Origin of the sequence: Microbacterium sp. 22195, from assembly GCF_052056515.1 — a bacterium.
Classification (GTDB): Bacteria; Actinomycetota; Actinomycetes; order Actinomycetales; family Microbacteriaceae; genus Microbacterium.
Genome location: NZ_JBQEPE010000002.1, coordinates 1 through 12,038, shown reverse-complemented (window position 1 = coordinate 12,038; position 12,038 = coordinate 1). Strand labels below are relative to the sequence as shown.

General features: G+C 71.0%; 11 protein-coding genes. 9 read left to right on the top strand and 2 right to left on the bottom strand.

From position 1 onward, the window contains the following. Positions 1 to 45: 45 nt before the first annotated feature. The 3 genes from galK (at position 46) to ACTJJ4_RS08070 (ending at position 2,809) form a co-directional block, all read left to right on the top strand. A complete protein-coding gene (galK, locus tag ACTJJ4_RS08080; RefSeq protein ID WP_440942848.1) occupies positions 46 to 1,227 on the top strand; it encodes a galactokinase in 1,182 nt (393 codons plus the stop codon). 64 nt (positions 1,228 to 1,291) lie between these two features. Beyond that, positions 1,292 to 2,269 carry a UDP-glucose 4-epimerase GalE gene (gene galE / locus ACTJJ4_RS08075; protein ID WP_440942847.1) on the top strand — a complete coding sequence of 326 codons (978 nt, stop codon included), beginning with the start codon at positions 1,292 to 1,294 and terminating at the stop codon, positions 2,267 to 2,269. A 6-nt stretch (positions 2,270 to 2,275) separates the two neighbouring features. Next, complete coding sequence (locus ACTJJ4_RS08070) at positions 2,276 to 2,809, top strand: N-acetyltransferase family protein (protein WP_440942846.1); 534 nt, start codon at positions 2,276 to 2,278, stop codon at positions 2,807 to 2,809. A gap of 201 nt (positions 2,810 to 3,010) precedes the next feature. On the opposite strand, the gene ACTJJ4_RS08065 is transcribed toward ACTJJ4_RS08070, so the two are convergent. Further along, complete coding sequence (locus ACTJJ4_RS08065; protein ID WP_440942845.1) at positions 3,011 to 4,441, bottom strand: gamma-aminobutyraldehyde dehydrogenase; 1,431 nt, start codon at positions 4,439 to 4,441, stop codon at positions 3,011 to 3,013. Positions 4,442 to 4,541: 100 nt separating this feature from the next. On the opposite strand from ACTJJ4_RS08065, the gene ACTJJ4_RS08060 reads away from it, so the two are divergent. From ACTJJ4_RS08060 to ACTJJ4_RS08045, 4 genes are all read left to right on the top strand, one after another. After that, positions 4,542 to 5,009 carry an Lrp/AsnC family transcriptional regulator gene (locus ACTJJ4_RS08060; protein ID WP_440942844.1) on the top strand — a complete coding sequence of 156 codons (468 nt, stop codon included), beginning with the start codon at positions 4,542 to 4,544 and terminating at the stop codon, positions 5,007 to 5,009. After that, the gene (locus ACTJJ4_RS08055; protein WP_440942843.1) at positions 5,009 to 6,406 is read left to right on the top strand and encodes an NAD(P)/FAD-dependent oxidoreductase; all 1,398 of its coding nucleotides are present in this window, start codon (positions 5,009 to 5,011) and stop codon (positions 6,404 to 6,406) included. Before ACTJJ4_RS08060 ends, ACTJJ4_RS08055 begins: the two co-directional genes overlap by 1 nt. Further along, entirely contained in the window at positions 6,403 to 6,750 is a 348-nt protein-coding gene (locus tag ACTJJ4_RS08050; RefSeq protein ID WP_440942842.1) for a cupin domain-containing protein, read from the top strand. Before ACTJJ4_RS08055 ends, ACTJJ4_RS08050 begins: the two co-directional genes overlap by 4 nt. A 133-nt stretch (positions 6,751 to 6,883) precedes the next feature. Continuing rightward, entirely contained in the window at positions 6,884 to 7,309 is a 426-nt protein-coding gene (locus tag ACTJJ4_RS08045; protein WP_440942841.1) for a VOC family protein, read from the top strand. Between the two features lie 45 nt (positions 7,310 to 7,354). Here ACTJJ4_RS08045 and ACTJJ4_RS08040 read toward each other — a convergent pair whose 3' ends face one another. After that, positions 7,355 to 8,941: a PucR family transcriptional regulator gene (locus ACTJJ4_RS08040; RefSeq protein ID WP_440942840.1), complete on the bottom strand. Its 1,587-nt coding sequence runs from the start codon at positions 8,939 to 8,941 to the stop codon at positions 7,355 to 7,357. Between the two features lie 88 nt (positions 8,942 to 9,029). On the opposite strand from ACTJJ4_RS08040, the gene ACTJJ4_RS08035 reads away from it, so the two are divergent. Next, the gene (locus tag ACTJJ4_RS08035; protein WP_440942839.1) at positions 9,030 to 10,514 is read left to right on the top strand and encodes a CoA-acylating methylmalonate-semialdehyde dehydrogenase; all 1,485 of its coding nucleotides are present in this window, start codon (positions 9,030 to 9,032) and stop codon (positions 10,512 to 10,514) included. 26 nt (positions 10,515 to 10,540) lie between these two features. Continuing rightward, positions 10,541 to 11,926, top strand: a complete 1,386-nt coding sequence (locus tag ACTJJ4_RS08030; protein ID WP_440942838.1) for an aspartate aminotransferase family protein — start codon at positions 10,541 to 10,543, stop codon at positions 11,924 to 11,926. The last annotated feature ends 112 nt before the right edge of the window (positions 11,927 to 12,038 follow it).

The following is a 12,038-nucleotide window of genomic DNA, read 5'->3' as shown; positions in this document are numbered from 1 at the left end:
TGCAGAACTGCGAAGTTCTGCCACGAGCACCACTGGAGAAATCTCATGACCGCACTCACCGCCGCCCGCGACCTGTTCACCTCGTCCTTCGGTCGCGAGCCAGAAGGCGTCTGGTCCGCGCCCGGGCGCGTGAACCTGATCGGCGAGCACACCGACTACAACGAGGGCTTCGTGCTGCCGTTCGCCATTCAGCACCGCACGTACGCCGCGGTCGCATTCAACGGCACGGGCGACATCCGGGTCGAGTCGACGTTCGCCGACAGCCAGGTCGTCGCGCACCTGGACGAGCTCGACGGGATCTTCCCCACCGCGCCCGGCGAGGCTCCGGGAGTGCCGGAATGGTCGGCGTACGCGCTCGGCGTCGCCTGGGCGCTGCGGGCGCTGCGCCCCGATGCGCCCCTCACCGGCGTCGACATCGCGATCGCCTCCGACGTGCCGGTCGGCGCGGGCCTGTCCTCCTCGGCCGCGATCGAGGGAGCCGTGGCATCCGCCCTGAACGACCTCTGGGAGCTGGGCCTGGATCCGGTCATCCTCGCGCAAGTCGGCCGCAAGGCCGAGAACGAGGCCGTCGGCGCGCCGACCGGGATCATGGACCAGATGTCGTCCATGCTCGGCCGGCCGGATGCCGCGACCTTCATCGACTGCCGCAGCCTGGAGGCGAAGTCCATCCCGACCGGCTTCCGCGACGCGGGTCTCGAGGTGCTCGTGATCGACACGCAGGTCACCCACGCGCACTCCACCGGCGGTTACCGGGAGCGCCGGGAGTCCTGCGAGCGGGGCGCGCAGCTGCTCGGCATCCGCTCCCTGCGCGACGCGAGCGTCTCCGATCTGCCGCGCGCCGCCGAGATCATGGACGACGTCACGTTCCGCCGGGTGCGGCACATCGTCACCGAGAACCAGCGCGTGCTCGACACGGTCGCCGCCCTCACCGAGCAGGGTCCGCGGGCGATCGGCGACCTCCTGGTCGCCTCGCACGCGTCCATGCGCGATGACTTCGAGATCTCGGTCGCCGAGCTCGACACGGCGGTGGACACCGCGCTCGAGAACGGCGCGATCGGTGCGCGGATGACCGGCGGCGGCTTCGGTGGCGCGGCGATCGCACTGGTCTCGCACGCCGATCTGCCGCGGGTGTCGGATGCCGTCGAGCAGGCCTTCGCGGATGCCGGCTTCACCGCGCCGCACATCTTCACGGTCTCGCCCTCCGAGGGGCCGCGCCGCGACGCCTGACCCCGCCCGGCGCACCGCGCCTGACACAATGGAACCCGCGCGTCCGCGCGACGGAAGGAGACCCATGTCCTGGCTTGTCACCGGCGGTGCCGGCTACATCGGAGCGCACGTGGTGCGCGCACTGGCATCCGCGGGTCTCACCCCGGTCGTGCTGGACGACCTGTCCAGCGGGCGTCCGTCGTTCGTGCCCGAGGGCGTGACCCTCGTCGAGGGCAGCATCCTCGACCGCGAGCTCATCGAGCGCACCCTTCGCGAGCACGACGCGGAGGGCGTGATCCACGTCGCCGGGTTCAAGTACGCCGGCGTCTCCGTGCAGCGCCCGCTGCACACGTACGCGCAGAACGTCGAGGGCACCAGGGTGATCCTCGAGGCCATGGAGGCCGCGGGCGTCGCGAACATCGTGTTCTCCTCCAGCGCCGCCGTCTTCGGCACCCCCGACGTCCAGCTCGTCACCGAGGACACGGCCAAGCGGCCGGCCAGCCCGTACGGCGAGTCGAAGCTCATCGGCGAGTGGCTGCTGCGCGACCAGGGCGTGGCGACGGCAGCATCCGAGAAGCCCCTGCGGCACACCTCGCTGCGCTACTTCAACGTGGTCGGCTCCGCCGACCCGACGGTCTACGACGTCAGCCCGCACAACCTCTTCCCGATCGTGTTCGAGGCGCTGCTCGAGGGCCGCACCCCGCAGATCAACGGCGACGACTACAACACTCCCGACGGCACCAACGTGCGCGACTACGTGCACGTCGGCGACATCGCCGCCGCACATGTGGTGGCCGCGCAGCGCCTCGCCTCCGGCGAGTCGATCGAGCCCGCCTACAACCTCGGCTCCGGCGACGGGCTGAGCGTGAAGCAGATCATGGATGCCATGGTGCGCGTCACCGGGATCGACTTCGTCCCCGCGATCGGGCCACGCCGCCCCGGTGACCCCGACCGCATCGTCGCCGCCGGCGACCTCGCCGCCCGCGACCTGAACTGGACGATGCGGCACACGGTCGACGAGATGGTGCGCTCGGGCTGGGAGGCCCGGCGCAACGCGGGCTGAGCTCCGATGGTCCTCGAGCTGCGCCCCGCGGCCGTGGCGGATGCCGACGGCATCGCCGAGGTGCACGTGCGCTCCTGGCAGGAGGCCTATCGCGGGCTGATGCCGCAGGAAGTCCTCGACGGACTGTCCGTCTCCGAGCGGGCCGCGAACTGGGCGCGCATCCTGGGCGAGACCGGGCGCGGCTCGCAGACGCTCGTGGTGCTCGACGGCTCCCGGGTCGTGGGGTGGGCGAGCTTCGGCGACGCCAGGGATGCGGAGGCCGAGGGTGCCGGCTCAGCGGCCGGGACGGGCGAGCTGTGGGGCATCTACGCCCACCCCGACTCCTGGTCCACCGGCGTCGGGCACCTGCTGATCTCCGCCGTCGAGGACGCGCTGCGGGAGGCCGGTCATGAGACCGCGTACCTGTGGGTGCTGGCGGGCAACGACCGGGCATCCGGCTTCTACGAGCGCCACGGCTGGCACGCCGACGGCGCGAGCAAGGTCGACGAGCGTCCGGGCCTCGTGCTCAACGAGCTCCGGCACGTGAAGCGCCTGGCCTGAGCATCCGGCGCCGGTTCCGTCTCGCATCCGCCCCGCACGCCCCGTCGCCGATCGGCGCGGATGGAAAGCGTCGGTGGATCGCGCCTCCCCGCAACCTTTTCCATCCGCCCCGGGCTCGCCGAGATGGAAATCGGTCGGTACGAGCGGCCCCTGCCGACCTTTTCCATCCGGACACGGGCGGTCCGGATGGAAAACCCCCACTCAGTCCAGTGCGGTCATCACGTGCTTGATGCGCGTGTAGTCGTCGAAGCCGTACTGCGACAGGTCCTTGCCGTAGCCGGAGTGCTTGAAACCGCCGTGCGGCATGTCCGACACGAAGGGGATGTGCGTGTTCACCCACACGCAGCCGAAGTCCAGGTCGCGGGTGAACCGGAGAGCGCGGCTGTGGTCGCGGGTCCACACGGATGCCGCCAGGGCGTACTGCACGCCGTTGGCCATCGACAGCGCCTCATCGTCGGTCTCGAAGGACTGCACGGTGAGCAGCGGTCCAAACACCTCGTTCTGCACGGCCTCGTCGTCCTGCCGCATGCCCGAGACGATGGTCGGCTCGAAGAAGTACCCGCGATCGCCCTGCCGACGTCCGCCGGTCTCGATGCGCGCGTGCGCGGGGAGGCGGTCGACGAAGCCCTGCACCTGGGCTAGCTGCGCGGCGCTGGAGAGCGGCCCGAAGAACACGCCCTCCTCGCGCGGCCCGCCGGTGCGGGCGTGCGTGTGCGTGCGGTCGACCAGCATCCGCACCAGCTCGTCGTGCGCCGAGGAGTGCACGATCACGCGGGTCGCGGCCGTGCAGTCCTGCCCGGCGTTGAAGAACGCCGCCGCCACGATGCCCTCCGCGGCCTTCTGCAGCGGAGCGTCGGCGAAGACCACGGCGGGGGCCTTGCCGCCCAGCTCCAGGTGCACGCGCTTCAGGTCGTTCGCAGCGGATGAGGCGACCGCCATGCCCGCGCGCACCGATCCGGTGATCGCCACCATCTGCGGCACCGGATGCGCGACCAGCGTCGCCCCCGTCTCCCGCGCGCCGAGCACGACGTTCAGCGCGCCGGCCGGGGTGTGCTCGGCGACGATCGCGGCGAGCAGCAGGGTGGAGCGCGGCGTGGACTCGGCGGGCTTGAGCACGACCGTGTTGCCCGCGGCGAGCGCCGGGGCGATCTTCCACACCGCCATGTTCAGCGGGTAGTTCCAGGGCGTGACCTGCCCGATCACCCCGATCGGCTCGCGCCGCACGTAGGAGGTGTGCCCGGCGAGGTACTCCCCGGCGGCTCGTCCCTCCAGACTGCGGGCGGCCCCGGCGAAGAAGCGCAGCTGGTCGACGGACTGCTCGATCTCGTCGGCCACGAGCGTGGCGCGCGGCTTGCCGGTGTCCTGCGACTCCAGGTCGGCGAACTCCTCGGCCCGCGCGGCCATGGCATCCGCGATCCGGAACAGCGCCAGCTGGCGCTCGGCCGGCGTCGTGTCGCGCCAGATCGGGAACGCCGCCGAGGCGGCCGCATAGGCGGCGTCCAGGTCGACCTCATCGGAGAGGGGGATGCGGCCGTCGACCTCGCCGGTCGCGGGATCGATGAGGTCGAGGGTGCCTGTGCCGTGGGCATCCCGGAAGGAGCCAGCGATGTGGTTCTGGAGCGTCGTCAGCATGCCCGACACTCTACCCATGCGAATGCGAAATCAGAAGAAAACTTCTCTCCAAACAATGGATTCAGTTGATTCAGCATCCGGATAGTGTCAGAATCAGCACATGAGCGACAAGACGAAGAGCGTGGCGCTGGACGACGTCTCCAAGCGGATCATCGAGCTGCTGCAGCAGGACGGCCGGCGCCCCTACGCCGAGATCGGCCGCGCGGTCGGTCTCAGCGAGGCGGCCGTCCGCCAGCGCGTGCAGCGGCTGACGGATGCCGGAGTCATGCAGATCGTAGCGGTCACCGACCCCCGTCAGCTCGGTTTCGCGCGGATGGCGATGATCGGCATCCGGACCGCAGGGGATCCGCGCGAGGTCGCCGAGGCGGTGAAGGCGTTCGACGAGATCGCCTACGTGGTCGTGACGCTGGGCACCTTCGACGTGCTCGCCGAGGCCATCTGCGAGACCGACGAGGACCTGCTCGAGCTCGTCAGCAAGCGCGTGCGCGCCATCCCGGGCGTCACGCACACCGAGAGCCTGATCTACGCGGGCCTCCACAAGGACTTCTACAACTGGGGCACGCGCTGATGGGGACCACGGTCTTCGAACGATTCCCACCGGCGGATGCCACGATCACCGAGTCTCTGCGCGATGCGAAGCACGCGCCGTTCTGGCTCGACGACGTCGAGCGTCCCTCCTACCCCGCCCTGGCGGGTTCCGCGCAGGCCGACCTGGTCGTCGTCGGCGGCGGGTACGTCGGCCTGTGGACCGCCGTGCGCGCCAAGGAGCGGGACCCGCAGCGCTCGGTCATCGTGCTCGAGGCCGCGCGCGTCGGCTGGGCGGCGTCGGGGCGCAACGGCGGATTCTGCGAGGCGAGCCTGACGCACGGCCACGAGAACGGGCTGAGCCGGTGGCCCGAGGAGATCGAGCAGCTCGAGCGCCTGGGCCTCGAGAACCTCGACGGCATCGAGCAGGCCGTGCGGCGCTACGGCATGGACGTGGACTGGGAGCGCACCGGGCAGCTGGCCATCGCGACCGAGCCGCACCAGATCGAATGGTTGGAGGGTGACGGGTTCCTCGGCCAGGACGCCGTGCGCTCCGAGGTGCACTCCCCCACCTACCTCGCCGGCAACTGGGACCGCGAGGGCTGCGCGATGGTGCATCCGGCGAAGCTGGCGATCGAGCTGGCGCGCGTCGCCACCGAACTGGGCGTCGTGATCCACGAGCAGAGTCGGGTGACCGGCATCTCGGGCAGCGGCCGTCAGACCGTGAGCGTCGCCGGCGGCGCGACGGTCACCGCCGATCACGTGGCGCTCGCGACCAACGTCTTCCCCTCGCTGCTCAAGCGCAACCGGCTGATGACCGTGCCGGTGTACGACTACGCCCTGATGACGGAGCCGCTGACGCAGGAGCAGCACGACGCGATCGGCTGGAGGAACCGGCAGGGCCTGGCCGACAGCGCCAACCAGTTCCACTACTACCGGCTCAGCGCCGACAACCGCATCCTGTTCGGCGGCTACGACGCGATCTACCACTTCGGCGGCAAGGTGCGCGCCGAGTACGAGGAGCGGCCGGAGACCTACCGCAAGCTCGCCTCGCACTTCTTCACGACCTTCCCGCAGCTGGAGGGGCTGAAGTTCACGCATCGCTGGGCCGGCGCGATCGACTCGTGCAGCCGGTTCTGCGCGTTCTACGGCACCGCCCGCAGCGGACGCGTCGCCTATGCGACGGGATTCACCGGGCTCGGCGTCGGTGCCAGCCGATTCGGCGCCGACGTCATGCTCGACAAGCTGGCAGGCGTCGACACCGAGCGCACGCGCCTGAAGATGGTGCGCACCAAGCCCATCCCGTTCCCGCCCGAGCCCGCCGCAGCCATCGGCGTCAACGTGGTGCGCGCGTCGATGGACCGTGCCGACCACAACGAGGGCAGGCGCAATCTGCTCCTGAAGGGCCTGGACGCCATCGGCATGGGGTTCGACTCGTGAGCGGGCTGGATGCCGGTGTCGTCGTGGATGCCCTGGCCGTCGACCTGGCGCATGAGCCGCTGCCAGCGGAGGTCGTCCGCGCGGGCGAGCCGACCACCGGCATCCGCGAACTCGGCGTCCTCCGCGACGTGGAGCTCGGCATCTGGGAGATGAGCGAGGGCGCCGCGGTCGACACCGAGACCGACGAGGTGTTCATCGTGCTCGCCGGAGCCGCGCGCGTCGACTTCACCGAACCGGTGCTGCCCTCGATCGAGGTGCGGGCGGGGTCCGTCGTGCGGCTGACCGAGGGCATGCGCACCCTGTGGACCGTGCACGAGACCCTGCGCAAGATGTACATCACCTGACGCTGCCGGACGCCTTCCGAAGCGGAGGGTGCGGAGGTATGCTCACAGCGGGGACCTCGTCCGCGCGCCCAAGCGGCGCGGCGTTGTGCTGGGCCGACGCGAGGACGACCACACCCCGGAGCTGGGGCTCATCATGTTCGAGAAACTCATGGCGACGGCCGTCCTTCCGGCGACAGACCTCGATCGCGCCAAGCGCTGGTGGCACGACGTGCTGGATCGGGACCCGGTCTACACCGACGCCGAATCCCAGAACCTGTTCTACGACGTCGGCGGCGCGGTGGTGCTGGTGTACCGCACCGATTTCGCGGGCACGGCGAAGAACACCGCCATCAACCTCGTGACCGACGACCTGGATCGCGACGTGGCTGCGCTGCGGGAACGCGGCGTCGAGTTCCACGAGTACGACTTCCCAGGGCTCAAGACCGTGGATGGGATCGCGGATCTCGGCAGTGAACGCGGAGCGTGGTTCAGCGACAGCGAGGAGAACATCTTCGCCCTCGGCCAGCCATCGCCCGAGATGATGGAGCGCGTGATGGGAGGTGCGCGCGCCGACGGGTGAGGTCGCGCCTGCTCCGAAGCGGGCCGAACCTGAGGCGGGAGGTCGTCAGCGGGCGGAGGCCAGCAGCGCCAGGTGGAGCGCGGAGAGGGTCTCGCCGTCGTCGAGGTCGGCGCCCAGCAGGTCGGCGATCAGCGCGATGCGCTGGTAGAACACCGAGCGCGAGAGGTGTGAGGCGGAAGCGGCGGCCGTGCGGTTGCCGGGATGCGAGACGACCGCGCGCAGCACCCGCACCAGGTCGCCGTCGTGCTGCTCGTCGAAGCGGATCAGCGGGGCCAGCATGCGCTCACTGTGCTCCTGCAGTCGGTGGTCGTCGCCGAGTTCGGTGACCAGCCGGGTCAGCGGACGGTCGCCGACCCGGCGCACCTCCCCCGCGCGCAGCCGAGCCGCGAGCAGGCGGGTCGGGCGCACGGATGCCAGCAGCTCGGCGACCGTCGCGACGTCCGGTCCCACGGCGAGCCCGACGCCGGATGCCTCGGATGCCCGGCGCAGCAGCGCGGCCGCCAGGGAGGCGGAAGCCGAGACCAGCACGACGCCGTCGCCGCCGTGCACCGCACCCAGCGCGCGGACGTCGAGATCGCGACCGGCAGTCGACGCGATCGCACCGTTCGCCACGTCGACGCCAGTGCTGATCGCGGCGATCAGCGCGCCGGTGGCCGCGGCATCCGCTCCCTCCGCGATCAGCACGCTGAGCACGCGCCCACGCAGCGGCAGCCCCGCCGCCTGCAGCCGGGCCGCCACGTCGTCCTCGCCGGTATGGCGCCCGCTCACGACGGCGTTGACCAGCTCTCGGGCGGGCAGCTGGGCCCAGGCCTCGGGGCCGTCGGCCAGGCGTGCGAGCGCCAGCGCGGTGGCCGCGAGCTCGAGCACGGTCGTGCGCCCGGCGGGGTGCGCGGGCCCCGGCAGCGCCACCAGCGTCCCCCAGCGCACGCCTCGCGCCTCGACGGGCACGGCGAGCAGGCCGTCGCCGGTGCGGGAGCGCGCCGGCCAGTCGGTCAGCACGGCGGATGCCGTGGCATCCCGCATGTCGGCGGTCACCACCTCGCGCCCGAGGGTCTCGAGCACCACCGGCGCCCCCAGCACCCGCGCGGTCTCGCGCACGACGGTGTCGGCGGGAGCCCCGCGCAGGGTGAGCCCGGTGAACAGCTCGTGCAGACTCTGGCGCTCCTGCAGCGCCTCCAGCTGACCGGCGATGATGCGACGGTGCACCGCCTCGGTGACGGCGACGAACTTCACCACCTGCTCCAGCGCGATCAGCGCCAGCCCGCGCGCTCGGCACGCCGCGACCAGCGCCGGCGGCGCCACCGGGAAGCGGGCGCCGAGTTCCATCACGATGCCCGCGATGCCGGCATCCGCCAGGCTGTCGACCAAGCTTCGCAGCGCCGCGTCCGCACCCGGCCATCCCGCCGCGGTGGTGAGGAGCAGCTCGCCGCCGTCCAGCAGCTGCGCCACCTGATCGCTGTCGGAGACGTGCACCCAGCGCACCGGGGCGTCGAGTGCGTCGCCGCCGACGAGCACCTGCGGGTCACCGCGCAGCAGCACCTCGGCGTCGAGCACGTCGCGCACGCGCGGCAGCGCGGCCGCATCCGGACGATCTGTCCGATTGTCGACGAAGTCCTGACGATCTGCGGGCATGACGTCAGTCTCGCCGCTGTCAGCATGGGAAGCAAGCCGCCGGTCATTCTGTGCGGTATGACCACGAACTCTCGATGAGGAGCATCCTGTGAGCACCATCCGCCACTTCATCGCCGGCGCCGACGCCGGCGCGGCCGACCGCACTCTCCCGGTGTACGACCCCGCCACGGGCGAGACGCACCGCCAGGTCGCCGCGGCCAGCACGGCGGAGGTCGAGCACGCGATCGCGGTCGCCAAGGAGGCGCAGCGCGCCTGGCGTGCCTCGTCGCTCGTCAAGCGCGCCGATGTGTTCTTCCGGCTGCGCCAGATCCTCACTGAGCGCGCCGACGAGCTCGCCGCCATCGTCACCAGCGAGCACGGGAAGGTGCTCTCGGATGCCGCCGGCGAGGTCTCGCGCGGCATCGAGAACGTCGAGTTCGCGGCCGGATTGCTGCACCATCTGAAGGGCGAGCGCGCCGAGCAGGTGTCCCGCGGAGTGGATGTGCACTCGGCCAAGCAGCCGGTGGGCGTGGTCGCCTGCATCACCCCGTTCAACTTCCCCGTCATGGTGCCGCTGTGGATGGTCGCGTCCGCCATCGCCTGCGGCAACGCCGTGGTGCTCAAGCCCAGCGAGAAGGATCCGTCGGCGGCGATCTGGCTCGCCAGGGCGTTCCAGGAGGCGGGTCTGCCGGACGGCGTGCTCAACGTCGTCAACGGCGACAAGGTCGCGGTCGACGCCCTGCTCGACTCCGAGGACATCGGCGCGGTCAGCTTCGTCGGCTCCACTCCCGTCGCCCGCTCCATCTACGAGCGCGCCTCCGCTGCCGGCAAGCGCGTGCAGGCGCTGGGCGGCGCCAAGAACCACATGGTCGTCATGCCTGATGCCGACATCGACGGCGCCGTCACGGCCGCGATCTCGGCGGCGTACGGCTCCGCCGGCGAGCGCTGCATGGCCGTGTCGGTGCTGGTCGCCGTCGGCGACATCGCGGACGACCTGGTGGAGGGCATCCGCTCTCGCATCGGCGAGCTGCGCATCGGCCCGGGCACTGACCCCGCCAGCGAGATGGGCCCGCTGATCACCCGCGAGCACCGCGACAAGGTCGCCTCCTACGTGGCGGGCGCCGCCACCGAGGGCGGCACCGTCGTCGTCGACGGCACGCAGCGCGCGTTCGAGGGCGACGGATTCTTCACCGGCGTCTCGCTCATCGACAACGTCACCACCGACATGAAGGTCTACCAGGACGAGATCTTCGGGCCCGTCCTCTCGGTGGTGCGCGTGAACAGCTACGAGGAGGCCGTCGAGCTGATCAACGCCAACCGGTTCGGCAACGGCACCGCGATCTTCACCCGCGACGGCGGCACCGCCCGTCAGTTCGAGTACGACATCGAGGTCGGCATGGTCGGCATCAACGTGCCGATCCCGGTGCCGGTGGGGGCTTTCTCGTTCGGCGGCTGGAAGGACTCGCTGTTCGGCGACTCGCACATCTACGGCCCCGAGTCGATCGGCTTCTACACCCGCTCCAAGGTGGTCACCACCCGCTGGCCCGACCACACTCCCGCCCAGCTCGACCTCGGCTTCCCGAGCAACCACTGAGCACCGCAGGAAAGGAAGAACCGATCATGGCACAGTTCACCGACCGCCACGGAGCCACGCACAACCTGCCCGCCCCCGAGGCCGAGGCACAGGTGCGCGCGGACGACCGCGGCCACGTGTTCCACTCCTGGAGCGCGCAGGCGCTCATCGACCCGATGCCGGTCGCCGCCGGCGAGGGCTCGACGTTCTGGGACTACCAGGGCAACGCGTACCTGGACTTCTCCAGTCAGCTCGTCAACCTGAACCTCGGACACCAGCATCCGGACCTCGTCGCCGCCATCCAGCAGCAGGCGGGCCGCCTGGCGACCATCCAGCCCGCCCTCGCGAACGACGTGCGCGGCGAGCTCGCCCGGCTCATCTCCGAGGTGGCCGGCGACGGCTTCGAGAAGGTGTTCTTCACCAACGGCGGAGCGGACGCCAATGAGTACGCGGTGCGCATGGCGCGCCAGACCACCGGTCGCCGCAAGGTGCTGTCGATGTACCGCAGTTACCACGGCTCCACCTCCACCGCGATCTCGCTGACCGGCGACCCGCGGCGCTGGGCGAACGAGGTCAGCGATGCGGGCGCCGTGCGGTTCTTCGGCCCGTACGCGTACCGTTCCGCGTTCCACTCCGAGTCGGAGGAGCAGGAGGGCGAGCGCGCCCTCGCGCACCTGGAGCAGACCGTGCAGCTCGAGGGGCCCTCCACGATCGCGGCGATCATCATCGAGTCGGTCGTCGGCACCAACGGGGTGCTGGCCCCGCCCGCCGGCTACCTGCAGGGCGTGCGCGAACTGTGCGACCGGTACGGCATCGTCTACATCGCCGACGAGGTGATGGTGGGCTTCGGCCGCATCGGCGAGTGGTTCGGCTTCCAGGCCTACGGCGGGCAGCCCGACCTGATCACCTTCGCGAAGGGCGTGAACTCCGGGTACGTGCCGCTGGGCGGCGTGGTCATCTCCGACCGCATCGCGGCGCGCTTCGACGAGGTCTCCTTCCCGGGCGGGCTCACCTACTCCGGGCATCCGCTGGCCTGCGCGGCGGGCGTGGCGACGTTCGAGGTGTTCCGCCGCGACGGCATCCTGGAGCGCGTGCGCGACCTGGGCGAGCGGATCGTCGAGCCGACCCTGCGCGGGTGGACGTCGACGCATCCGAGCGTCGGCGAGGTGCGCGGCCGCGGCCTCTTCTGGGCTGTGGAGCTGGTGCGCGATCGCGAGACGCGCGAGCCGCTGGTGCCGTTCAACGCGTCGGGGGCGGATGCTGCGCCGATGGCCGCCTTCGCCGCTGCCGCCAAGAAGGCGGGCGTCTGGCCGTTCACGCACTTCAACCGCACGCACATCGCGCCGCCGCTGGTGATCACGGAGGAGGAGCTGGTGCGCGGCCTGTCCGCGATCGACGAGGCCCTGACCGTGGCGGACGGGTACACCGCCTGAGGCCGCTGCGGCACGCCGAGACCCCCACTTGCCGTCGAGACCCCCAGGTACAGACGTGGCGGTTTCAAGGGGTCGTCGCAACACCGAAACGAACTAGGCAAGTTCTAGCAGG

What these genes read in the sequence shown, in the direction of transcription:
- galK (WP_440942848.1), top strand. Translation starts at nt 46, where the DNA reads ATGACCGCACTCACCGCCGCCCGCGACCTGTTCACCTCGTCCTTCGGT.
- ACTJJ4_RS08070 (WP_440942846.1), top strand. Translation starts at nt 2,276, where the DNA reads ATGGTCCTCGAGCTGCGCCCCGCGGCCGTGGCGGATGCCGACGGCATC.
- ACTJJ4_RS08045 (WP_440942841.1), top strand. Translation starts at nt 6,884, where the DNA reads ATGTTCGAGAAACTCATGGCGACGGCCGTCCTTCCGGCGACAGACCTC.
- ACTJJ4_RS08040 (WP_440942840.1), bottom strand. Translation starts at nt 8,941, where the DNA reads ATGCCCGCAGATCGTCAGGACTTCGTCGACAATCGGACAGATCGTCCG.
- ACTJJ4_RS08030 (WP_440942838.1), top strand. Translation starts at nt 10,541, where the DNA reads ATGGCACAGTTCACCGACCGCCACGGAGCCACGCACAACCTGCCCGCC.
- galE (WP_440942847.1), top strand. Translation starts at nt 1,292, where the DNA reads ATGTCCTGGCTTGTCACCGGCGGTGCCGGCTACATCGGAGCGCACGTG.
- ACTJJ4_RS08055 (WP_440942843.1), top strand. Translation starts at nt 5,009, where the DNA reads ATGGGGACCACGGTCTTCGAACGATTCCCACCGGCGGATGCCACGATC.
- ACTJJ4_RS08060 (WP_440942844.1), top strand. Translation starts at nt 4,542, where the DNA reads ATGAGCGACAAGACGAAGAGCGTGGCGCTGGACGACGTCTCCAAGCGG.
- ACTJJ4_RS08065 (WP_440942845.1), bottom strand. Translation starts at nt 4,441, where the DNA reads ATGCTGACGACGCTCCAGAACCACATCGCTGGCTCCTTCCGGGATGCC.